At 74.1% G+C, this 21,800-nt stretch carries 16 protein-coding genes and 1 pseudogene; 5 read left to right on the top strand and 12 right to left on the bottom strand.

Going from position 1 to position 21,800, the window contains the following annotated elements:
* Window positions 1-179 precede the first annotated feature (179 nt).
* Together ABZ449_RS06425 and ABZ449_RS06420 are read left to right on the top strand one after the other, a co-directional pair.
* Window positions 180-935 carry a tyrosine-protein phosphatase gene (locus ABZ449_RS06425; protein ID WP_360341079.1) on the top strand — a complete coding sequence of 252 codons (756 nt, stop codon included), beginning with the start codon at window positions 180-182 and terminating at the stop codon, window positions 933-935.
* Window positions 936-1,118: 183 nt separating this feature from the next.
* Window positions 1,119-1,682, top strand: a complete 564-nt coding sequence (locus ABZ449_RS06420) for a DUF4291 domain-containing protein (RefSeq protein ID WP_360341076.1) — start codon at window positions 1,119-1,121, stop codon at window positions 1,680-1,682.
* Between the two features lie 26 nt (window positions 1,683-1,708).
* Here ABZ449_RS06420 and ABZ449_RS06415 read toward each other — a convergent pair whose 3' ends face one another.
* Window positions 1,709-2,554 (bottom strand): ABC transporter permease, encoded by an 846-nt coding sequence (locus ABZ449_RS06415; protein ID WP_360341073.1) that lies wholly within the window; start codon window positions 2,552-2,554, stop codon window positions 1,709-1,711.
* Window positions 2,551-3,477: an ATP-binding cassette domain-containing protein gene (locus ABZ449_RS06410; RefSeq protein WP_360341070.1), complete on the bottom strand. Its 927-nt coding sequence runs from the start codon at window positions 3,475-3,477 to the stop codon at window positions 2,551-2,553. The genes ABZ449_RS06415 and ABZ449_RS06410 overlap by 4 nt, the downstream gene beginning before the upstream one ends.
* Before the next feature lie 134 nt (window positions 3,478-3,611).
* Between ABZ449_RS06410 and ABZ449_RS06405 the strand changes: the two genes are divergently transcribed.
* Both ABZ449_RS06405 and ABZ449_RS06400 read left to right on the top strand, forming a co-directional pair.
* Window positions 3,612-4,850, top strand: a complete 1,239-nt coding sequence (locus ABZ449_RS06405; protein WP_360341067.1) for a sensor histidine kinase — start codon at window positions 3,612-3,614, stop codon at window positions 4,848-4,850.
* The gene (locus tag ABZ449_RS06400) at window positions 4,847-5,539 is read left to right on the top strand and encodes a response regulator transcription factor (protein WP_360341064.1); all 693 of its coding nucleotides are present in this window, start codon (window positions 4,847-4,849) and stop codon (window positions 5,537-5,539) included. The genes ABZ449_RS06405 and ABZ449_RS06400 overlap by 4 nt, the downstream gene beginning before the upstream one ends.
* Before the next feature lie 60 nt (window positions 5,540-5,599).
* Here ABZ449_RS06400 and ABZ449_RS06395 read toward each other — a convergent pair whose 3' ends face one another.
* The 9 genes from ABZ449_RS06395 to ABZ449_RS06355 form a co-directional block, all read right to left on the bottom strand.
* Window positions 5,600-6,700: a hypothetical protein gene (locus ABZ449_RS06395; protein ID WP_360341062.1), complete on the bottom strand. Its 1,101-nt coding sequence runs from the start codon at window positions 6,698-6,700 to the stop codon at window positions 5,600-5,602.
* Between the two features lie 338 nt (window positions 6,701-7,038).
* Complete coding sequence (locus ABZ449_RS06390) at window positions 7,039-7,701, bottom strand: hypothetical protein (protein WP_360341059.1); 663 nt, start codon at window positions 7,699-7,701, stop codon at window positions 7,039-7,041.
* Window positions 7,702-7,849: 148 nt separating this feature from the next.
* A complete protein-coding gene (locus tag ABZ449_RS06385; RefSeq protein WP_360341056.1) occupies window positions 7,850-8,869 on the bottom strand; it encodes a BadF/BadG/BcrA/BcrD ATPase family protein in 1,020 nt (339 codons plus the stop codon).
* Between the two features lie 172 nt (window positions 8,870-9,041).
* Window positions 9,042-10,322 (bottom strand): 6-phospho-beta-glucosidase, encoded by a 1,281-nt coding sequence (locus ABZ449_RS06380; RefSeq protein ID WP_360341204.1) that lies wholly within the window; start codon window positions 10,320-10,322, stop codon window positions 9,042-9,044.
* Between the two features lie 8 nt (window positions 10,323-10,330).
* Entirely contained in the window at window positions 10,331-11,248 is a 918-nt protein-coding gene (locus ABZ449_RS06375) for a carbohydrate ABC transporter permease (protein WP_360341053.1), read from the bottom strand.
* Window positions 11,249-11,268: 20 nt separating this feature from the next.
* Window positions 11,269-12,285, bottom strand: a complete 1,017-nt coding sequence (locus tag ABZ449_RS06370; protein WP_360341050.1) for a sugar ABC transporter permease — start codon at window positions 12,283-12,285, stop codon at window positions 11,269-11,271.
* A 25-nt stretch (window positions 12,286-12,310) separates the two neighbouring features.
* Window positions 12,311-13,666 (bottom strand): ABC transporter substrate-binding protein, encoded by a 1,356-nt coding sequence (locus ABZ449_RS06365; protein ID WP_360341047.1) that lies wholly within the window; start codon window positions 13,664-13,666, stop codon window positions 12,311-12,313.
* A 154-nt stretch (window positions 13,667-13,820) separates the two neighbouring features.
* Window positions 13,821-15,011, bottom strand: coding sequence for an ROK family transcriptional regulator (locus ABZ449_RS06360; RefSeq protein WP_360341044.1), 1,191 nt, complete (start codon window positions 15,009-15,011; stop codon window positions 13,821-13,823).
* Window positions 15,012-15,242: 231 nt separating this feature from the next.
* The gene (locus tag ABZ449_RS06355) at window positions 15,243-16,415 is read right to left on the bottom strand and encodes a mechanosensitive ion channel family protein (protein ID WP_360341041.1); all 1,173 of its coding nucleotides are present in this window, start codon (window positions 16,413-16,415) and stop codon (window positions 15,243-15,245) included.
* 494 nt (window positions 16,416-16,909) lie between these two features.
* On the opposite strand from ABZ449_RS06355, the pseudogene ABZ449_RS06350 reads away from it, so the two are divergent.
* Window positions 16,910-17,419: pseudogene (locus ABZ449_RS06350) on the top strand (HNH endonuclease); the annotation flags it as partial.
* A 252-nt stretch (window positions 17,420-17,671) separates the two neighbouring features.
* On the opposite strand, the gene ABZ449_RS06345 reads toward ABZ449_RS06350, so the two are convergent.
* Window positions 17,672-21,553: a beta-N-acetylglucosaminidase domain-containing protein gene (locus tag ABZ449_RS06345; protein WP_360341201.1), complete on the bottom strand. Its 3,882-nt coding sequence runs from the start codon at window positions 21,551-21,553 to the stop codon at window positions 17,672-17,674.
* Between the last annotated feature and the right edge of the window lie 247 nt (window positions 21,554-21,800).

The following is a 21,800-nucleotide window of genomic DNA, read 5'->3' as shown; positions in this document are numbered from 1 at the left end:
CACCGGTGGCCGCCTGGGTCGCCCCGGGTCGCGGCGGCCCGCCGGCGGGGGTGGGATGGAGGGATGCACCGATCGAGGCTTGCCCGAGGACCCCGGAACGGGTTACACATTTAGACGTCTAGATGTCTCCGCTCCGCGTGTTCGCCTCCCGGGTGCGGCTCCACCGAAAGGCCTCCCGCATGTCCCTGGTCAACTTCCGTGACGCCGCCGCCCTCGGCGACCCCGAGGGCGGTCGGGTCCGTCCCGGTGTGCTGTACCGCTCCGCCCAGCCGTTCCCGGCCGCCGACGAGGCCACCGTCGCCCAGCTGCGCGGCTGCGACATCCGCACCATCGTGGACCTGCGGGACCCGCGCGAGACCCACCCCGACGACTGGGCCGCCGCCGCGGCCGCCGGGATATCCGTCGTCGCCGCCCCGGTGAACCCCGCCACCGACGCCCTCACCGCGCGGATGAGCACCATGGCCACGGCCGCCGACCTGGGCGACTTCTACGTCCTGCTGGCCGAGTCCGCGCCCGAGGCGGTGGCCGCCGCCGTCGACGCCACCGTCCGCCCCGGCGCCGTCCTGCTGCACTGCGCCGCCGGCAAGGACCGCACCGGCCTGCTGACCGCTCTCCTGCTGGACCTCCTCGGCGTGCCCGCCGAGCGCATCGTCGCCGACTACACCCGCACCGCCGACGCCCTCCCGCAGATCTTCGCCGGCCTCGCCGAACGCCACCGCACCGCCCTCAACGACCGCACCACCTCCCGGGTCACCGACTCCCGGGGCCGGAACCTCACCATCCCCGCGCCCCTCCTGGAGGCCCCGGCCGAGGCCATGTCCGTCTTCCTCGACCGCGTCCACACCCACCACGGCGGCGCGGCCTCCTTCCTCCCCGGCTGCGGCGTCCCGGCCGCCACCCTCGGCGCCTTCCGCGCCAAGGCCGCCGCGGCCTGAGCCGGGCCCGTCGGTATCCGGGCCTACCCTGGCGGGCCGCCGCCGCGGCCGGGCACGGGCTGATCGGCGCGCAGCTCCTCCCGCAGCGCCGCCCGCTGCGCCGCCCGTCGCGCCTCCCGGAAATCCCGTTGCGCCGCACCGGCCGCGCTGGCAGCGTGACCGGACGGGAGGGGGTGTCCCGAGATGACCGCACTGCGCGAGGTCCGTGCCGATCACGACGACCGGACGATCGTGCTCTACCAGGCCTACCCGCCGGCCGTCGCCGACGCGGCGCTGGCGGCGGGCCGGTTCACGGCGCCCTTCGGCTTCCACCGGATGACGTGGATCAAGCCCTCGTTCCGCTGGCTGATGCACCGCAGCAACTGGGCGCAGAAGCCCGGACAGACCAGGGTGCTGGCGGTCCGGATCACCCGGGAGGGCTGGGAGGAGGCGCTCTCCCGCGCCGTCCTGACCACCGCGCACCCGGACGAGGTGGCCCGTGCCGAGGTCCACGTGCAGTGGGATCCGGAGCGGTCGCTGCGCGGGGCCGCGCTGAACCACTACAGCATCCAGGTGGGCATCGGCCGCTCGCTGATCCGCAGCTACGCCGAGGAGTGGGTGGTCGGACTCACTGACCTCACCCCGCAGGTCCAGCGGATCGCCGCGCTGGTCCGCGGCGGGCAGGCGGCGAAGGCCCAGCGGCTGCTGCCGCCCGAGCGCCCGTACCACCTGCCCACCGCGACGGCGCGGCGCCTCGGCGTCGGATAGCGCGGGGCCCGGGGCGGCGCGGGCCCTCACACGTCCCGGCGCCGCACCGCGGCCACCGTCACCACCACCGCGGCCACCCCCCACACCCCCATGGTGATCCACGAGTCCAGCACGCTCGGCGCGTACTTCCCCATCGTGGTCGCGGAGTCGGGGTTGATGGTGAGCCGCTGCACGGTGGCCGTCGGCAGATGGGTGCCGATCTCCTTCAGCCAGCGGTAGCGATCCCCGCCGAACACCATCGGCAGGACGAGCAGCAGCATCACCAGCGAGACGATCGAGGCGGTGGCGTGCCGCAGCAGCGCGCCCAGCGCCATCCCGATCAGCGCGCAGACCGGCACGATCGCCGCGTAGCCGAGCACGGCCCGCAGGCAACCCTCGTCGGTGAGGGAGAGCCCGAGGTGCCGGGAGGCCAGCATCGCGTTGACGGTGAGGAAGGAGACCGCCGACACCACGATCCCGGCGAGCGCGGTGATGCCGCCGACCAGCACCACCTTGGCCGCGACCACGCCGCGCCGGTCCGGCACGGCGGCGAAGGTGGTGCGGATCAGCCCGGTGGTGTACTCGCCGAACACCGTGATCGCCCCGAGGGTGCCGGCCGCGACCGCCATCAGGTCGCCCGCGATGCTGCCGAGCCCGTGGAACAGCGGGTCGTAGGTGTACGGCGGCTGCCCGGGCAGCCGCGGCGCCGGGTGGTCGATGTACGTCAGGTCGGTGTGGACGGCGTTCACGTTGACCGCGATCGCCACCAGCGAGGCCAGTACCAGAACCCAGGAGGTGGAGCGCAGCGAGCGCAGTTTGATCCACTCGGCGGCGAGCAGGTCGAGGAAGCGCGGCGCCGGTTCGGCGGCGGGATCGAGGGTCGCGGTGCTCATCGGGCGTCTCCAGCCGGGTACTCGATGCTGTCGGCGGTCAGGGACAGGAAGGCCGATTCCAACGAGGAAGTCCGGTCGGCCAGTTCGTGCAGCACCAGACCGTGCCGCAGCGCGAGTTCGCCGATCCGAGCGGCCGGCATCCCGGTGACGATCCCGGACGGCACGGTCCCGAACCGCTCCTCCGTCAGGACGACGTCGGCTCCCTCGGCGCGCAAGGCCTCGGCCAGCACCGGGAGTTCGGGTGCCCGTACGGCCACCGAGGAGACCGCGTCGCGGGCCGAGAACTCGGCGAGGCCCTCGTCCGCGATCAGCCGGCCGCGCCCGATCACCACCAGCCGGTCCGCGGTGTGCTCCATCTCCGCCATCATGTGGCTGGAGACGAACACCGTCCGCCCCTCGTCCGCGAGCCGCCGGAACAGCCCGCGCACCCAGAGCACGCCCTCCGGGTCGAGCCCGTTCAGCGGCTCGTCGAACAGCAGCACCGGCGGGTCGCCGAGCAGCGCGCCGGCGATGCCCAGACGCTGCTTCATGCCCAGCGAGTAGCCGCCGATCCGCCGCCCGGCCGCCTTGCCGAGGCCGACCTCCGCCAGCACCTCGTCCACCCGGCCCAGTGGGATGCGGTTGCTGCGGGCGAGCGCCGACAGGTGGGCCCGGGCGGTGCGCCCGCCGTGCACGTCGCCCGCGTCCAGCAGCGCGCCGACGTGCCGCAGGCCGCGCGGCCTGCGCGCGAAGGGCGCGCCGGCCACGGTGACGGCCCCCTCGGTGGGGGTGTCGAGGCCCAGGATCATCCGCAGCGTGGTGGACTTGCCGGCACCGTTGGGCCCGAGGAAGCCGGTCACGGTGCCCGGCCGGACGGTGAAGGTCAACTGGTCGACGGCCGTGGTGGCGCCGTACCGCTTGGTCAGTCGTTCGATCTCGATCACCGGGCCAACGCTGCCGGTCGGCGCCCGGTCCGGGCATCGGGCCGCGGGGCACAACCGCGGGCGGCCGCGTGGCCCCGGGGATTACGCCCCCGGGCCGATGTGTCGCCGCGCGGGCCGCGGCTACCATCGCCGTCATGATCACCGAACCCCGTCCGCCGCTGCTCAGGTGCCTGCCCGCGGGCGTGTGGGTGGGGGCGCTGTGGGCGGCCCTGGTGGGGTTCCGCTTCCTCACCCGCGAGGAGGAGCTGCGCCACCTGTTCACCTACCACGGCAACCCCGAGGACATGCCGCTGGTGGTCACCGCGGTGGTCACCACCCTGGTCGCGACGCTGCTGGTCCGGCTGCCGCTGCTGGCCATCGTGGTGGCGCTCGCGGGCGGGATGTTCGCGCTCGGGATGTGGGGCGTCCCGGAGACCGCGCCGCTCCAGTTCCTGATCGCCGACGCGGTGGTCGGCTACTGCGCGGCCACCCGCTCCCGCCGCGTCTCGCTCACCGCCCTGGCGCTGCCGCTCGCCACCCTCGCCGGACTGCTGACCTGGGGCGCCGTCAACGGATACCCCGTCAACCCGCTCGCCTACGCGGGCTTCGCCGCCACCGTGCTGATCGCCTGGCTGGTCGGCAACACCGTGCACCAGGGCCGCGTCCACGCCGAGGCGCTGCGCGACCGGGTCTCCGAGCAGGCCATCACCGCCGAACGGCTGCGGATCGCCCGCGAGCTGCACGACATGGTGGCCCACAACATCGGCATCATCGCGATCCAGGCCGGTATGGGCAGCCGGGTGATGGACACCCAGCCCGCCGAGACCCGCAACGCCCTGGAGGCGATCGAGGCCACCAGCCGGGAGACCCTGGCCGGTCTGCGCCGGATGCTCGGCGCGCTGCGGCAGCGCGAGGGGGAGCCGGCACCGCTCGAAGTGATGCCCGGGCTGGGCGAGTTGGACCGGCTGGTGGCGCGGGCGGCGGGCGCCGGGGTCCGGGTGGCGCTCACCCGGCGCGGTACGGCCCGTCCGCTGCCGCCCGAGGTGGACCTCGCCGCCTACCGGATCGTCCAGGAGGCGGTCACCAACGTGGTCAAGCACTCCGGCACCCGGGACTGCCGGGTCACCGTCGCGTACGGCCCCCGGGAGCTCACCGTCACGGTGGCCGACCAGGGCGTCGGAGCGGCGAGCGGCACCCCGGCCAACGGCGCCGGCAGCGGCGCCGGCTACGGCCTGGCCGGCATGCGCGAGCGGGTCGCCCTGCTGCACGGCGGGTTCGCTGCCGGCCCGCGCCCCGGGGGAGGCTTCCTGGTCGACGCCCGGCTGCCACTCCCCGACGCGGCCGCGGCTGCGGCCGACACCGCCGCCGAGACCCCCGTGGAGGTGGGACCGTGATCCGCGTCGTCCTGGTCGACGACCAGCCGCTCATCCGCACCGGCCTGCGGGTGCTGATCGCCGACGCCCCCGACCTGGAGGTGGTCGGCGAGGCCGGCGACGGCGCCGAGGCCGTCGAGCTGGTCGCCCGACTGCGCCCCGACGTCGCCGTGATGGACATCCGGATGCGCCCCCAGCCTGGCGGCCGGGAGGTGCCCCCGGTCGCGGACGGCATCGAGGCCACCCGCCGGATCACCGCCGACCCGGACCTGTCCACCCACGTCCTCGTCCTCACCACCTTCGACGACGACGACTACGTCTACGGCGCGCTGCGGGCCGGGGCGAGCGGCTTCCTGGTCAAGGACCTCGCCCTGGAGACCATCCTGGACGGCATCCGGATCGTCGCCGCCGGTGACGCCCTGCTCGCCCCCGGCATCACCCGCCGGCTGATCGGCGAGTTCGCCGCCCGCCCGGAGGCCGCCCCCGCGGCCCCGCCCCGCCGGCCCGTCGCCGAAGCCGTCACCGAGCGCGAGCGCGAGGTGCTCACCCTGGTCGGCCGGGGCCTGTCCAACGCCGAGATCGCCGCGGAGCTCACCATCAGCGTGGCCACCGCCAAGGCCCACGTCGCCCGGCTGTTCACCAAGCTCGCCGCCCGCGACCGGGTCCACCTGGTCATCCAGGCCTACGAGTTCGGGCTGGTCGCGCCGTGATCGGACGGGCGCCGGAGCGGGGCCCGCACGGCCCGCTCCGGCGCCCGTCCCACCCGGTCGTCAGTGGACGATCGCGTGCGAGACCTGGCAGCCGCTGACCCCGTTCGACCAGGTGCCCTGCATGGCGAAGGACCCCGTCGCGAACGCCACGTTCTGGGCACCGCCCGTGCCGCCGACGCCGTTCCAGGAGCACTTGTCGGCGTTCTCGTACCCGGTCGCGTCGGTCCAGCCGCCCGCCGGGTTCTGGTCGGTGATGGTCTCCGAGTACTCGTGGCCGTACACGATGGTCACGCCGTCCAGGGTGCCCGCGCTGCCGCTGTTGACGTAGTTCTGGCCGCAGGAGGAGCCCATGTCGGTCACGTACGGGTCGTTGGTGAACGCCACGTCACCGTACGGGGAGGGGGCGGCGCCGCCGGTCAGCGTGGTGTCGCCGTTCCAGTCGTGCCAGGCGCAGAAGCCGCCGTTCGGGGTGTTGAAGCCGTCCGGGTGGGTGCCGGTCGGCGACAGCACCACGTACTGCGCGTTGCGGTTGGAGGCGGCGGTGGTGTTGCCGAAGTGGCCGGCGGCCTTGACGGCCTCGGCGGCCAGCTGGTTGCCGGTGGCCTGGCCGGGGGCGGCGGCGGACTCGTCGACCCAGACGCCGGCCAGCGCGCCGCCGGTCGGGTAGCCGACGTGGGTGGAGCCGGACGGGCAGCTGGTCGCGCCGGTGGCGACGCCCTCGCAGTACTGGGTCATGACGCCGGACCAGGTCTCGCTGTTGGTGCCGAGGCCCTTGAACAGCTGCTGTGCCCGGACGGCCTCGCCCTTCGGGTCGCCGGACAGGGTGGTGTAGCCGTTCGCGTCGGTGCCCTGGGAGCCCCACTGGGAGCCCCAGAAGACCAGGTAGACCTTCGGCGCGCCGGTGGTGACGCCGATGCCGTCGACGCCGCCGCCGTACCTCAGGTTGGTGGTCCGCGCGGCGGCCGACCGGCCGGCCTCCTTGACCGGGTGCGCGCCGTGCCGGTAGGGGTGCGGCTGCCCGGCGAACTCGCCGGCCGGCCGGTCGTCCTGGGCGGCCTGGGCGGCCGGAGCGGCCGCGAAGCCTGCGGCGGCGAGCGCGAGGGCGCTGAGCCCGGTCAGGGCCCGCAGCCGCATCCGGCGGGAGGTGGGGGAGATGCCCATCGTGAGGGTTCCTCTCTGGTGCCGACCGCGCCCGGGTACGGCGGGGCGGCACTGTGGGGGGACGAACGGGGCGACGGCAACGCGCGGGTGCCGACGGTTCGCCAGGAACCGTCAGTGGAGTGGGGATCGCGAGCCGGGTTACCGCCGACGGCCGGAAGCAAAGCACCGCCGCCGAGACCGGGTCAACGACGCAGAAGGTAAGACCCGCCCCAAGGAAGTCCCCCGTGGACGTATCGAACGTCAAAACTCCCCAGCGGACGGCCGGTCGATGCGCGTAGCTCAGCCGAATGCCAACAGTCGAGAGGCGTCCTTACACCGTATGCGCCGCCGGACCGCCGTCAGGCGCCCTCGACCTCGCCGATCCGCATGATCCGGCCGTGGGAGTCCAGCACCACGTCGTAGGCGTTTCCGTGGCAGCCGTACGGGTCGGCCGGCTCGCGGTCGGCCAGGCAGTCGCCGATGTGGGCGAGCAGTGCGTCGAGGGGGACGGTCCCGGCCGGGTCGTCGTGCGGGCCGCCGGCCAGGCTCGCGGTCACGCCGGCGCTCGCGAAGCCGTAGTGGACGGGGCTGCCGGCCGGCTCGTAGCGGGCGGAGCCGCAGCTGAAGCGGGCGGGCCGGGCGGTGAGTTCGGCCGGGCCGGCGGCGACGACGAGGAGGACCTCGTGTCCGGGGCGCGGGGTGGGGGCGGCGCACCCGGCGTCGGCGGAAGGCCCGGTGAAGGGCTCCACGGAGGGCTCCACGGAGGGCTCCGCGGAAGGATCGACGGAGCCGGCGGGCACGGAGGGTCCGGCCGCCGAGGAGTACGACTCCTCGTCCTCCTCTTCCTCCTCGTAGAAGAGGTCGTCCTCGTCCAGCAGGTCGTCCGTGTCCTCGTCGGCCATGGCAGCGGCGGAGGCGGCGGCCACCGTGGAGCCGGAGTCGGCGGGCGTGCAGCCGGTGAGGACGGCGGCGGCGCCGCAGACCAGCAGGGCGGCGGCGAGGAGGGTACGGGGCGTGGCCATGGCACAAGTCTCCCCGGGCGGCGGCGGTTGTCGGTACCCGACTGACACGACCGGAGCCCGGTCCGCGGTTCCCGCCGGCGCCGTCCGCGGGTCGCCTTCCCCGCCGGACGTGCGGATCCGGCAGGGAAGGGCGGTCGTCGAACGGGTGTCAGGCCGCCACCGGCCGGCCCGTCTCGTACGCCTCGCGCACCCGGGCCTGCGCCCGCGCGCCCGCCGCCAGGTGGTCGAGGCCGAGCAGCGCCGCGCCGAGCACCGGCGGGGCGACGACGACGCGCGGCTCGGCCAGCGGCGCGGCGGCGGCGAGCCGGGCGGTCAGGTTGTCCAGCAGCAGCGGCTGGCGGGAGGCGAGCACGCCGCCGCCCAGGACCACCGGGGTCGGGGAGTCCAGCAGGTCCAGGCGCCGCAGGGCCACCACCGCGAGCCGGACGATCTCGTCGGCCTGGCGGTCGATCAGCTCCAGCGCCACCTCGTCGCCCTCGGCCGCGACGGCGAACAGCACCCGGGCGATCTCGTGCAGCCGGTCGTTCGGCAGGTGCCCGAGGTGGACGGCCTCGGCGACGTCGCCGGCGCTGGGCAGGCCGAAGTGCTCGGCGATGGCCCGGGCGAGCCCGGTCGGCCCGCCGCGCCCGTCCTCCGCGCGGACGGCGTGCCACATGCTGGAGACGGCGAGCCCGGAGCCGCCGCCCCAGTCGCCGGTGAGCTCGCCGAGGGCGGGGAAGCGGGCGGTGCGGCCGTCCGGCAGCAGGCCGACGCAGTTGATCCCGGCGCCGCACACCACCGCGACCCCGCGCGGGCCGTCGGTGCCGGCCCGCAGCAGGCCGAAGGTGTCGTTGACGACGGTGTTGCTGGCCCCCCAGGGGTGGGACTCCAGCGCCACCCGCAGGGCCTCCTCCTCGACCGGCAGGTCGGCGTTGGCCAGGCAGGCGCTGACGTGGCCGGTCAGCACGCCGTTCCAGGACGGGTGCCCGGCCGCGGCGGCGGCCTGCTCGACCAGCGGGGCGAGGCCGGCGACCGCCGCCGCGCCGCCGATCTTCTGCGGCGCGAAGCCGCCGCCGCGGGCGGTGCCGAGGATGCTGCCGTCGGCGCCGATCAGGGCGACGTCGGTCTTGGAGTTTCCCGCGTCGATGGCGAGGACGCCGGGCAGGAGTGGTTCGGGCTGGTGGGTCATCAGGTTCCCGCGGCTCGTACGTGGCCCGGGCCGTGGTCGTCGGCCGGGTGCCCGGCCGTGGTCCCGGCCGGGGAGCCCGGCCGAATGGTCCCCGGCCGGGGGTGGACGGTCTCCTCGCGGAGCCCGCCCGGCGACCTCCTCCGGTCGCCGGGCGGGCGCGTGGCGGGCCGGATCAGGCCCAGGCGAGGTGCTCGCGGTTGTGGGCGAGCAGGCGGTCCGTCAGCCGGTCGGCGAGTTCGATCTGGCCGACCAGCGGGTGGGCGAGCAGGGCGTCGAAGACCCGGTCGCGGCCGCCGCGCAGGGCGGCGTCGAGGGCGAGGTGCTCGTACGAGGTGACGGCGGCGATCAGGCCGGCGTACAGCGGCTCGACGGGCCGTTGCGGCAGCGGGCGCACGCCCCGCGCGTCCACCTCGGCCGGGACCTCGATGACGGCGTCGTCCGGAAGGAAGGGCAGCACGCCGTCGTTGCGGGTGTTCACCACCTGCACGGAGGTCCCGCCGCCGGTGCCGAGCAGGGCGGAGATCAGCTGGACGGCCGCCTCCGAGTAGAAGGCGCCGCCGCGCTTGCCGAGCAGCTCGGGCTTGGTGTCCAGGGTCGGGTCGGCGTACAGCTCCAGCAGCTGACGCTCGATCTCGGCCACCTGGGCGGCCCGCGAGCCCTGCTCCTTCAGCTCTGCCACCACCGCGTCGTGCTGGTAGAAGTACCGCAGGTAGTAGGAGGGCACCACACCGAGCCGCTCGATGACGGCCTGCGGCAGGTGGAGGTCCTCGGCGATCTCCTTGCCGTGCGAGGACAGCAGCTCCGGGAGCACCTCGCGCCCGCCGGCGGCGCCGGGGGCGTCCAGCAGGGTCACCCCGCGCTCCCAGGTCAGGTGGTTGAGCCCGACGTGGTCGAGCCGGACCAGCTCCGGGTCCACGCCCAGGTGCCCGGCGAACTTCCGCTGGAAGCCGATCGCGACGTTGCACAGCCCGACGGCCTTGTGGCCGGCGTCCTGCAGGGCCCGGGTGACGATGCCGACCGGGTTGGTGAAGTCCACGATCCAGGCGTCCGGGTTGGTCCGGCGCACCTGCTCGGCGATGTCCAGCACCACCGGGACGGTGCGCAGCGCCTTGGCGAGACCGCCGGCGCCAGTGGTCTCCTGTCCGACGCAGCCGCACTCCAGCGGCCAGGTCTCGTCCTGGTTGCGTGCCGCCTGCCCGCCGACGCGCAGCTGGAGCAGCACGGCGTCGGCGTCCGCGACGCCCGCCACCAGGTCCGTGGTCACCGTGACGGTGGCGTGGTGGCCCTGCCGGGCGAAGATCCGCCGGGCGAGGCCGCCGATCAGCTCCAGGCGCTCGGCGGCCGGGTCGATCAGCACCAGCTCGCCGATCGGCAGGGTGTCGCGCAGCCGGGCGAAGCCGTCGATCAGCTCCGGGGTGTACGTGGAACCCCCGCCGACGATTGCCAACTTCAGTGCGGACATCAGCCCTTGACCCCTGTCAGTGTCACGCCTTCGATGAAGGCCTTCTGAGCGAAGAAGAAGAGGATGATCACCGGCGCCATCACCAGCAGGGTGGCGGCCATGGTGAGGTTCCAGTTGGTGTGGTGGGCGGCCTTGAAGGACTCCAGGCCGTAACTGAGGGTCCAGGCCTCGTGGTTGTTGCTGGCGTAGATCTGCGGGCCGAAGTAGTCGTTCCAGCAGTAGAAGAACTGGAACAGCGCGACCGCCGCGATGGCCGGCTTGGCCATCGGCAGGACCACCCGCAGCAGGGTGCGCAGGTCGCCGCAGCCGTCCATCCGGGCGGCCTCGATGTACTCCTTGGGGATGGTCGTCAGGAACTGGCGCAGCAGGAAGATGGAGAAGGCGTCGCCGAAGGCCATCGGGATGATCAGCGGCCAGAGCGAGCCGCTCATGCCCATCTGCTTGGCCCAGAACAGGTACATCGGGATGACGGTGACCTGCGGCGGCAGCATCATCATCGCGATGACCGCCATCAGCGCCAGGTTGCGGCCCCGGAAGCGGAACTTGGCGAGCGCGTAGGCCACCGGGAGGCTGGACACGACGGTCAGCAGGGTGCCGAGCGCGGCGTACAGCAGGGTGTTGCGCCACCAGGTGAGGAAGCCGGGGGTGTCCCAGACCTTGCCGTAGTTGCCCCAGTTCCAGCTGGTCGGCCAGTAGTCGGTGGTGAGCGCCTGCTGGTCCGACATCACCGAGGTGAGGAAGACGAAGACGAAGGGCAGCAGGAAGAACAGCGCGGCGGCGATGGCCAGTGCGTGCACGGCCACCCAGTTGAGCGCCGCGCGGCGCCGGGCGGCCCGGGCGGCGGGGCCGCCGGGGCGGGAGGGGCGGGAGGGGCCGGCGGTGGCCGGGGCGTCGGTGAGCGTGTTGCCAAGAGTCATGATCAGGTCCTCACAGGCCGCTAGTCGTCGCTCGCCATGAAGCCGGACCGGCGGCGGAGCAGGATCGAGGTGACGGCCATCGAGATGGCGAACAGCACCAGGGCGACGACGCAGGCCGCGCCGTAGTTGAAGCGCTGGAAGCCGAGGTTGTAGACCATCTGCGGCAGGGTCCAGGTGGAGCCGCCCGGGTAGCCGGGCTCGAACGGCTGGCCGGAGCCTCCCGCGATGCCGCTGGCGACCTTCCCGGCGACGATCGCCTGGGTGTAGTACTGCATGGTCTGGATCACCCCGGTCACCACCGCGAACATGATGATCGGCGAGATGTTGGGCAGGGTGACGTACCGGAACCGCTGGAACGGCCCGGCGCCGTCCAGTTCGGCCGCCTCGTACTGCTCCCTCGGGACGTCCAGCAGCGAGGCCATGAAGATGACCATCAGGTCGCCGATGCCCCACATCGCGAGCAGGGTGAGCGCGGGCTTGGACCAGTCCTCGGAGGCGAACCAGCCGGGCTGCGGCAGGCCGAGCTCCCCGAGCAGCTGGTTGACCGGGCCGGTGCCGGGGTTGAACAGGAAGGCGAAGGCGACGGTGGCGGCCACCGGCGGGGCCAGGTACGGCAGGTAGAAGGCGGTGCGGAAGAAGCCGGCGCCGGTCTTGACCTTGGTGATGAGCATCCCGATGCCCAGGCCGAACGCGACCCGCAGGGTCACCATCACGACGACCAGCCACAGGGTGTTGCGCAGGCCCTGCCAGAAGGTCGGCAGCTGGTCGAAGACGTAGTCCCAGTTCTTCAGGCCGCTGAAGGTGGGGGCACCGAAGCCGTTGTAGGAGGTGAAGGAGAAGTAGACGGTGGAGATCAGCGGGTAGGCGAAGAAGACGCCGAACCCGATCAGCCAGGGGGAGAGGAAGGCGAGGGTGCGGACCGCCTCCCGGCGGCGCTTGCGACGCAGCAGGTGCTGCGTGGCGGGCGCCGCCGGGCCGGTCGGTTCCGCGTCGGCCTTGTCGCTGTTCCCCTTGCGGGTGCCGAACGCGAGTGACATGGGAGCTCCGTGGACCGTTCGCGGGCTACTTGGCCTGGGCGATGTCGGTGTCGATCTGCTTGGCCGTGGCGGCCAGTCCCGCTTGGAGGTCGGCCTGCTTGCCGGACTCGTAGTCGTAGCCGAGGTTCTGCAGGGTGGTGATGTAGGCGCTGCCGTTGACGGCCGGCGGGGTGGTGCCGGAGTGGGCGTTCTTGGCGACGTCCAGGAAGGTCTTGAAGTTCTGGTCGCTCACCAGCTTCGGGGAGTCGAGCGCGGCGAAGGTGCTCGGCACGTTGTGGATCCCGTTGGCGAAGTTGACCACCGCGTCGGTGTCCGTGGTCAGGTACTTGACGAACTCCCAGGCGGCGGCCTGCTTCTTGCTGGTGCTGGCGATGCCGACGATGGTGCCGGTCTGGTAGCCGCGGCCGTAGGTGTCGGCCTGGTCGTCCGGGACGGGGAAGGCGGCGGTCGCCCACTCGAAGTCGGGCTTGTCCTTGGCGAGCGAGGCGGTGCGCCACTCGCCGTCGAGGATCATCGCGACCTGGCCGGTGTGGAAGGGGTTCTTGGCGCTGAACTCCTCGCCGAAGGTCGCGCGGTACTTCTCCAGCTTCTCGTAGCCGCCGAGCTGGTCGACCAGGCCCTTCTGCCACTTGAACATCGCGGAGACCTTCGGGTCGGTGGCGACGTTCGACTTGCCGTCGGAGCCGAAGTAGCCGGGGCCGTACTGGCCGAGGAAGTGCTCGGTGGTGGACTCGTAGCCGTGGTACAGCGGCATGAAGCCGAGCTGCTTGTACGAGTCGCCGTTGGCGAGGGTCAGCCTGGCGGCGTCCTCGGCGAACTCGCTGAAGGTCTTCGGCGGGTTGGCGATGCCGGCGTCGGCGAAGGCCTTCTTGTTGTAGTAGAGGCCGTACGCGTCGCCGAGCAGCGGCAGCGAGCACTGGTTGCCCTGGAACTGGGTGTAGTCGAGCATCGTCGCCGGGAAGGTCTTGGCCGGGTCGATGCCGCTCTTCTGGAGCATCGGCTTGAGGTCGACGAAGGCCTTGGTCGAGCAGAACATGCCGACGTTGTTGGTGGTGAAGGAGGAGACCACGTCCGGCGCGTCGGGGCCGCCGGCCCGCAGGGCCTGGTTGACCTTGTCGTCCGCGAGGCTGTCCACGGCCTTGACGTGGATGTTGGGGTGGGACTTCTCGAAGGCGGCGATGTTGTCGTTGATCGCCTTGATCTCGTTGTCCTGGCTCCAGCCGTGCCAGAAGGTGATGGTGACGTCCTTGCCACTGGCCGAATCGTCGTTGCCGCCCGCGTCGCTGGAGCCGGTGCAGGCGGAGGCGAGCAGGGCGAGCACGGCGCTGCCGGCGACGGCGGCCACGGTGCGGCGGCCTCTGCGGGAGGTGGTGGCGTGCACTTCGGGATCCTCCTGGGGGTGCGCGGGCAGGCCTCGTTGCCTCGGGTCCCGCGTTCGGGGGTTGGGGGAGAGGTGGGTGCGGATGGCGAGGTGACAGGGGGAGCGTCAGTGGGTTGCGTCGGTGGACGGTGTCGGGGGGCGTCGGTGGGTGGCGTCAGTGGGTGGAGAAGACCGCCTCGCGGGCATCGGACAGGGCGCGTTGCAGGGCGCCGAGCAGCACCGGTGAGCCGGACAGGGCCGTGCTGCGGACCTCCGGCCGGGCGATGGAGATCCGCGCCAGCTCGTCCTCGACGAGGGCGCGCAGCCGCTCGCCGCCCGCGCTCGGCACCACGCCGGAGAGGACCACCAGCTGGGGGTCGACGACGGCGACGATCACCGCCAGCCCGACGGCGAGCCGCCCGGCGAACTCGGTGAGGAAGGCGTCGCCGGCGCCGGGGGTGGCCAGGGCCTTGGCGATGGACTCCTGCGCGGTGGCCGCGCCGAGCCCGTGCTCACGGGCCAGGGCCCGGACGGCGGGTGCGCCGACCAGCGCCTGGAACCCGCCGAACTTGCGCCGGCGGGCGTCCCACTCGACCGGCGAGTCGGGCAGCGGCATGTAGCCGACCTCACCGGCGCCACCGGTGAAGCCGCGGTGCAGCCGCCCGCCGATCACGATCGCCGCGCCGACCCCCGCCCCGGCCCAGAGCAGGACGAAGTCCTCGAAGCCGGCCGCGGCGCCCGAGGAGCGCTCGGCGACGGCGGCCAGGTTCACGTCGTTCTCGATCGACACCGGAGCGCCGATCGCCTCGGTCAGCTCCTCCACCAGCCGGGGCGAGTGCCAGCCCGGCAGGTGGGAGGCGTAGCGCAGCTTGCCGGTGACCGGGTCGGGGGCGCCGCCGACCCCGATCGCGGCGGTGCGCAGGACGCCCTCGGGCAGGCCGGCGGCCCGGACGGCCTCGGCCACCGCGGCGGCGACGGCCGGCACCGTACCGGCGGCCGGGACGCCCTTGGTCGGCACGGCGTGCTCGGCCAGCGTGGTGCCGGTGATGTCGGCGACGGCGACCCGGATCTCGCTGTTGGTGACGTCCAGTCCGGCGACGTACCCGGCGGCCGGATTCACCTGGTACAGCCGGGCGTTGGGGCCGGGACCGCCTGCCGTGGTGCCGACCGGGAGGACCAGTCCGGCCGCCTCCAACCGGGCCAGCAGCTGGGAGGCGGTGGGCTTGGACAGCCCGGTGAGGGTGCCGATCTGGGTGCGCGAGAGCGGTCCGTTCTCCAGCAGGAGTTCGAGGGCGGCCCGGTCGTTGATGGCGCGCAGCAGGCTGGGGGTGCCGGCGAGGGGGGCCTTGGCGGTGCTCTTGGTCATGCCCGGAATCCTCCTCCTTCGGCTGCTCGGGACGGCCCGCGGGCGGGCCTCGGGGTGAACTGTTAGGAAACTTTCCAGTCGCTTGGGAAGGACCGTAAGGGCCGCTTCGGCGGGGTGTCAATGGCCGGTGGACCGGAGGATCCGGAGGATGCCGAAGCGTTACCGGACAGCGCGAAGCCCCGCCCCCACGGTGGCGGGGGCGGGGCTCTCGTCCGTGTCCGCAGGCGGGGCCTACGGCTCCGGCTTCGGCGCGGGGATCGGCTCGGTGGCCTTGAAGCGGGCCGAGTTCGGGTCGGCGAGCGCGGACGGCGCCGCCTGCTCGGTCGCGGGGGCCGGCACCGGCGCGATCACCACGCCGGTCGCCGCGGCGGCCGCTGCCGCCGCCGCTGCCGGGGTCTCCTCCTTGACCTTGATCCCGGCCTCGTCGAAGGTCGCCTTCAGCCGCTGGCGCAGCGCCCGGGAGACGGACAGGGCCTTGCCCGGGGCGGTCCGGGCCTCGATCCGCACCACCACCGAGTCCGGGGCGACCGACTCCACGCCCAGGATCGACACCGGGGCCCAGATCAGCTCGTCGTACGGGGCCTCCTTGGCCATCGCCTCGGCCGTCCCCAGGATCAGGTCCTCGACCCGGACCAGGTCCTCCTTGTACCCGACCTGCACGTCCACGGAGGCGGTCGCCCAGCCCTGGCTCATGTTGGCGATCCGCTTCACCTCGCCGTTGCGGATGTACCAGATCTCGCCGTTCGCCCCGCGCAGCTTGGTCACCCGCAGGCCGACCTCCAGCACGGTGCCGGTGGCCACCCCGGTGTCGATCTCGTCGCCGACGCCGTACTGGTCCTCCATGATCATGAAGACCCCGGACAGGAAGTCGGTGACCAGGTTGCGGGCGCCGAAACCGATCGCCACACCGGCCACACCGGCGCTCGCCAGCAGCGGCGCCAGGTTGACCCCCAGCGCGGAGAGCACCATCAGCGCCGCCGTGCCCAGGATGCTGAAGGAGGCCACGCTGCGCAGCACCGAGCCGATCGCCTCCGAGCGCTGCTGGCGCCGCTCCGTGTTCACCACCCCGGTGTTGGCGAGCAGCCCGCCCAGCCGGCTCTCCTCCTGGTGCTCGGAGGTGCGCGCCATCCGCCCTATCAGCTGGGTGATGAGCTTGCGCACCACGGCCCGCAGCACCAGGGCCAGCATGATGATGAAGACGATCCGCAGCCCGGAGGCCAGCCAGCCCTGCCAGTGGGTGTCGAACCAGCTGGCGGCCTGCCGGGTGGTCTCCGAGACCTCCTGCGCGCTGGTCGGGATCCGCAGGTCGAGCTCGGGCAGCTGCGCGGTGGGGCTGGGGGCCGGCGTCGGGGTGGTGAGCGCCGAGGAGGCGTCGGACGGACCGGTGGCACCGGAGCTGAACACGTGCGGGCCTTCCTTGCTGGGTGCGTGGCGGGCCCGCACCGCCGATGAGCGGCCCGCGGACCGTGAGCGTCAGCCTATCCGCAGCCGCATGCCCGCCCGGACCGGCCGGCAACCTCCCGCGAACGTGCCCGAGGGCGCACGAAGCGTCCCGAACGCCCCGTCAACGCCCCCGTACGCTCCCCCCGTACCCGGGTCCCCGGGCCCGTCGGGGCAGTCGGGACACTGCTCCGGACGGCCGAACCGTGCCCCCGCGGGGCCACCCGGCAGGGTCACCGGGGCGCCACGCACCGCCACCCGGGTGCAACCCGAGCTTCCCCCGGGCATACCGGCTATGACAGAGACCACACCCGGAGTTCACGTCAGCTCCGTTACACAGGAGTGGTGGCGCCGTACAAAGGCGTAAGGCGACACTGGGGGAGATCGCGCACGCGTGGCGCGGTCCAACCGCTCGTCCCGGCGCGAGCCACGCGCCGCAGGCGTCCAAGGAGGCATCCGTGCCGCATGTCCTGGTCCTCAACGCGTCCTACGAGCCACTCGGCGTCGTATCGATGCGCCGCGCACTCATCCTGGTCCTCAACCACAAGGCGGTCAGCCTGGAGGACTCGGGAGTCACTCTGCACAGCGCCACCAGCGCCCTTCCGGCGCCGTCCGTCGTCCGACTGACCCGCTTCGTGCGGGTCCCGTTCTGCGGGCCCGTCCCGCTCACCCGCCGGGCGCTGTTCGCCCGCGACCACGGCCGCTGCGTCTACTGCGGGGCCGCCGCCACCAGCGTCGACCACGTCATCCCGCGCAGCCGCGGTGGCCAGCACCGGTGGGACAACGTGGTGGCGGCCTGCCGCCGCTGCAACCACACCAAGGCCGACCGTCACCTCACCGAGCTCGGCTGGCGGATGAAGCGACCACCCGCGCCGCCCAGCGGCCTGGCCTGGCGCATCATCGGCACCGGGATCAAGGACCCGCGGTGGCGGCCCTACCTGGAGCCCTACGGCGGCGCGGACCAGCTGCGCGCCCCGCAGTGGGGCGAGTACGAGCACCACGACCATACCGAGCAGCCGGTCCACCCCGTCCCGCTCGGCCGGGCGCACCCCGCCCACCCCGCCCCCGTCCGCCGCGGCGAGCAGCCCGAACCGCTCTCCGCCTGACCACCGCTCCACAAGGGCCCGCCCGTCATATTGTCGGTACGCGCCTCATGGGCCGCCGAGCACCCCGCACCGGGGCGCCGGCGGCCCGCCGCGTTCCCGGACGGGGGCCGCCCGCTACGGCTTGGCCGCCGCCGGGGGAGCCGCGGGCGTGCCGGGCTGGACGGGAGTGCCGCCGGGCTGGGCGGGCTGCCCGGCCGGGGGCTGCGGTGCGGCCGGCGGGGTCACGGCGTACAGCTCGACACCCCACAGCGAGTAGCCGTACTTGGTCGCCCGCGCCACGCCCTGGACCCGGACGTACCGGACCCCGGGAGCGTCGAAGCGCACCGTCTCGTCGCCGCCCTTGCCGTTGTCCACCGTCGCGGCGTCGGTCCAGGTGTTCCCGTCCGCCGAGACCTGGATCCGGTACGAGGCGGCGTACGCGGCCTGCCAGTGCAGCACCGCCGCGCCCAGCCGGGTCGCCTGCGGCAGCTCCAGCCGCACCCAGGCGTCGTCCTTGGCCGGCGAGGACCAGCGGGTCTTCGGATCGCCGTCGGTGACGGCCGAGGCCGGGAAGTCCGCCGTCTCGTCGCCCGAGGAGGTGGCCTTCGCGCCGGCCGCCAGGTCCGGACCGCCGGTGGGCGGCACCACGTGCACCTGGAGCACCTGCCGGACGGTGGTGCCGACGGCCACGAACTGCACCGGCACCCGGTACGTCCCGGACGGGGTCTCCGCGGTGGCGCTCACCAGCAGCGGCACGCCCACCCGGCCGCCGCGCGGCACGGTCACCGGGCCGGCCGGGGTCACGGTCAGGCCCTTCGCGGCGGCCGGCACCTCGGTGCGCAGCTCGCCGGTGGTGCCCTCGGGGCGGCCGGCCTCCACGGTGGCCCGGGTGGTGACCGGCGCGGAGGCGCCGGTGACCACGTCCAGGGCCGGGTCGGAGAGGCTGAGCCGGGCCGCCGGGGCGTCCGCGTACCAGGGGATGACCTGGTTGACCACCGGCGGCTCGCCGCCGGGCTTCCAGGTCAGCCGGAACGCGTCGGCGGCCTGCCCGCCGGCCGGCAGCTCGTTGTAGCCGGGCTGCACGGTGCCGATGTCGGCCCAGGTGCCGTCGGCCCGGCGCACCGCGACGGTGGCGGTGGCGCGGACGGCCGGGTCGGTCAGCACGGTGAGCCGGTCCAGCGGGCGGGCCGCGCCGAGCTCGACGGTGAGCGGCTCGTCCAGCGCGGTCGGCGCCTTGGCGGCCCGGTACGCGGTGTCCGGGTTGCCGTCCAGCACGGCGGCGGCGGAGGAGCCGGGCACCGCGTCGGGACCGCCGCTGACGCTGGCCGGGGAGTCGTCCGGGGCGGTGACGGTGAACTCGCGCACCGCGACGGCGGTCTTCTGCGCGGCGGTGGCCCGCAGCCGCACCGCCCGGACCACGGTGCCCGGCGGGAGCTGGGCGCTGACCGTCTTCTGGTTCCTCACCACGGCGAGCTGCTTCCAGCCGCCCTCGCCGGTGGAGTACTCCAGCACGCCGTCGCGGATGTAGTCGTCCACGGCGGTCCGGGCGTCCGGGCCGTTGCCCCAGCCGCCCATCAGCACGGTCACGCCGCTGACCGGGCGGCCCGCGCCGAGGTCCAGGCCGACCGCGTCGCCGGGCTGCGGGGGAGCGGAGCTCCAGTAGAAGGTGTCGGCCACGCCGTCGGTCATCAGCGCGGGCAGGTGGTCCTGCGCGGTGCCCAGCGTGGTGGTCGGGGTGAGCGCGCCGCCGCCCACGCCCGCCCAGTTGTCGGCGGCGCGCACGGCACGGTCCAGGAACGGGCCGAGCACCCCGGCGCCGACGGTGGCCGGCGCCCGGTCGAGCTGCTCGCGCAGCCGGTTGAGCTCGACCCGGGCCTTCCAGGCCGCCGTGCCGTCGCCGCCGTGCTGGGCCAGCAGCATGTCGAGGGCGGCCTGCCCGGCCAGCCCGTAGTCGTGCAGCGGGCCCAGCCAGGGCGCGGCCTCGCCGGCCAGCTGGGCGGTGGCCGGGGTGCCGGCCAGGGTCTGCTGGGCGGTGGCCATGGTGGCGAAGGCGTCCCGCAGCGGGGCGGCGGCCTCGATCAGCCGGGCGAGGTCGGGGGTGGTGCCGGAGGTGGGCTCGGCGGCCGCCCAGAAGCGGTCCAGCAGCGGCGTCAGGTAGCCGGACTCCTGCTTGGACAGCGGCGAGGAGGTGCTGTTCCCGGCCAGCGCGAGGACCGCGGGCAGTACCGATCCGGCGGGCGTCGGGGCGGCGCCGGTCGGCCCGGCCAGCGAGCGCACGGCGGCCTGCCAGGACTCCTCCGGCTTGTACCCGGCCGGGTTCCAGGCGAAGTCGCCGGCCGTCGAGACGGCGATCCGGGAGGCCACCGGCTGCTGCATCGCGCCGGTCAGCAGCGCCGCCGAGCGGGTGGCCACCTCCGGGTCGCGCCCGGTGTAGGCGCCGAGGAAGAGCCGGTCCGGGGTGGCGTCGTTGACCGGGTAGTTGTCCATGGTGAGCAGCGGGTGCCCGTACAGCCCGGCGGTGTCCGAGGCCTGGGCGCCGGTGATCTTCTCCGGGATCACCCCGACCCCGCTCCAGGCCACCTGCACGCCCTCCGGCAGCGCCGCCGCCAGCGCCTTGCGGTACGGGGTGGAGCCCTGCTGGTGGTACTCGGTGGGGACGACGGACAGCGGCGCCAGACCCGGGTTCCGCGCGATCAGCCGGTCCTGCACCTTGCGCACCAGCGCGGCCTGCGCCTTGGCCGCCGCGGCGGGCCCGGTGCCGTACTCGTCGCGGTCGTCGCCGCAGTGCCACTCGTCGTAGCTGACGTCCAGGAACTGCAGCTGGAAGGCGGTGAAGCCGAGCTTCCGCAGCCCGTCCAGCTTGTCCACCAGCGCGTCCACGTCCTTGCCGGAGCTGAAGCAGAAGGACTGCCCCGGGTCGATCGCGTAGCCGAGCACGACGTGGTTCTGCCGCGCGCGGAAGCCCAGTTCGCGCAGCTCCTCGGCCTGGGCCGCGGGGTAGGCGCTGCGCCAGCGGGAGAGCCGGTACGGGTCGTCGCCGGGGGCGTAGAGGTAGAAGTTCTGCTTGGAGCGGCCCAGGAAGTCGACCTGCTCCAGGCGCTGCTGGGCGGTCCACGGGGTGCCGTAGAAGCCCTCCGCGGTACCGCGCACCGGTGTGCCGGACGGCCAGTCCCGCAGGGTGATCCCGGGCAGGCCGAGCCCGGCCGCACCGGGTGCCTGCCCCTGCCCGGCCGGCACGGCGGCGAGCAGCTGACGCAGGCTCTGCGCGGCGTAGAAGGTACCGGTGGCGTCCACCCCGGCCAGCACCACCGCGCCGTACGTCCCGCCGCCCTGGGCGGGCAGCTGACCGGCCGACAGCACGTAACCGCCGGCCGGCATCCCGGCGGTCGTCGGCCCGGTGCCGTCCTTGCCGCCGGCCGCCGCGGACAGCTGCCGCAGCACCCGGTCCACCTCGCCGCCGGCGTTCTCGGCGGGCCCGCCGACGTACACCACCAGCGAACCGGCGGCCGGCGTCCCGCCGTCCGGCTGCGGCGTCACCTCACCCGCCCCGGCGACCTCCAGCACCTCCCGGACGGCCCGCACCGCGCCCTGGTCCACCTTGGGCGCGGTCACCAGCGTCACGGCCGACGGCACCGTGACGGGCTTGCCCGCCACGGTCTGCTGCTGCGGCTTCGGGAACACCTTCGGGTCCGTCACGCTGCCCAGCGGCGTCTGCGGAGCGGCGCTCACCACGTCCGCCGCCGAGCTCACCGAGGCCGCCGCGTACGCCGCCGACGGCAACGGGCCGGCCAGCAGGCCGCCGACCACCGCCGCGGCCGCGACCCCGGCCGCGATCTGCATCGTCCGCCGCCCCGGCCGCCCCGCCGCGCGCTCCTGCCGTTCCTCGCGCACCGACGCCAGCAGCGGCTCCGTCCCCTTGAGGTCGGCGATCAGCCGGTCCGCCGTCCGCGGAGCCAACTGACGGCACGTCCGCGCCGTCGCCCGCCGCGCGACCACCGCCGCGGGGTGCTGCAGCACCTCCCGCAACGCCGGACTCTGCTCCAACTGCGATCGCAGCCGCCGCCCGGCCGCAACGGACACTCGGGCTTGCACAGGAGCCTCCTCGCCAGGCCGGAACCACATCCTCGGCAACCCCACCAGCTGGCCAATCCGGTGTCAACGCCGCTGGCGGCTATGACCGTTTTGCCGGATCCGACAGCAGGTCGGTCCGATCCGGGAAACGGTGGGCGCCGCCGTCCGGAGGGTACCGGACGGCGGCGCCCGC

Origin of the sequence: Kitasatospora sp. NPDC005856, from assembly GCF_040629945.1 — a bacterium.
Taxonomy (GTDB): Bacteria; Actinomycetota; Actinomycetes; order Streptomycetales; family Streptomycetaceae; genus Kitasatospora.
Note: the sequence above shows the minus strand (reverse complement) of the source record. Positions and strands in the feature narration are given on the sequence as shown.

What these genes read in the sequence shown, in the direction of transcription:
- ABZ449_RS06425 (WP_360341079.1), top strand. Translation starts at nt 180, where the DNA reads ATGTCCCTGGTCAACTTCCGTGACGCCGCCGCCCTCGGCGACCCCGAG.
- ABZ449_RS06420 (WP_360341076.1), top strand. Translation starts at nt 1,119, where the DNA reads ATGACCGCACTGCGCGAGGTCCGTGCCGATCACGACGACCGGACGATC.
- ABZ449_RS06415 (WP_360341073.1), bottom strand. Translation starts at nt 2,554, where the DNA reads ATGAGCACCGCGACCCTCGATCCCGCCGCCGAACCGGCGCCGCGCTTC.
- ABZ449_RS06405 (WP_360341067.1), top strand. Translation starts at nt 3,612, where the DNA reads ATGATCACCGAACCCCGTCCGCCGCTGCTCAGGTGCCTGCCCGCGGGC.
- ABZ449_RS06395 (WP_360341062.1), bottom strand. Translation starts at nt 6,700, where the DNA reads ATGGGCATCTCCCCCACCTCCCGCCGGATGCGGCTGCGGGCCCTGACC.
- ABZ449_RS06390 (WP_360341059.1), bottom strand. Translation starts at nt 7,701, where the DNA reads ATGGCCACGCCCCGTACCCTCCTCGCCGCCGCCCTGCTGGTCTGCGGC.
- ABZ449_RS06385 (WP_360341056.1), bottom strand. Translation starts at nt 8,869, where the DNA reads ATGACCCACCAGCCCGAACCACTCCTGCCCGGCGTCCTCGCCATCGAC.
- ABZ449_RS06375 (WP_360341053.1), bottom strand. Translation starts at nt 11,248, where the DNA reads ATGACTCTTGGCAACACGCTCACCGACGCCCCGGCCACCGCCGGCCCC.
- ABZ449_RS06370 (WP_360341050.1), bottom strand. Translation starts at nt 12,285, where the DNA reads ATGTCACTCGCGTTCGGCACCCGCAAGGGGAACAGCGACAAGGCCGAC.
- ABZ449_RS06360 (WP_360341044.1), bottom strand. Translation starts at nt 15,011, where the DNA reads ATGACCAAGAGCACCGCCAAGGCCCCCCTCGCCGGCACCCCCAGCCTG.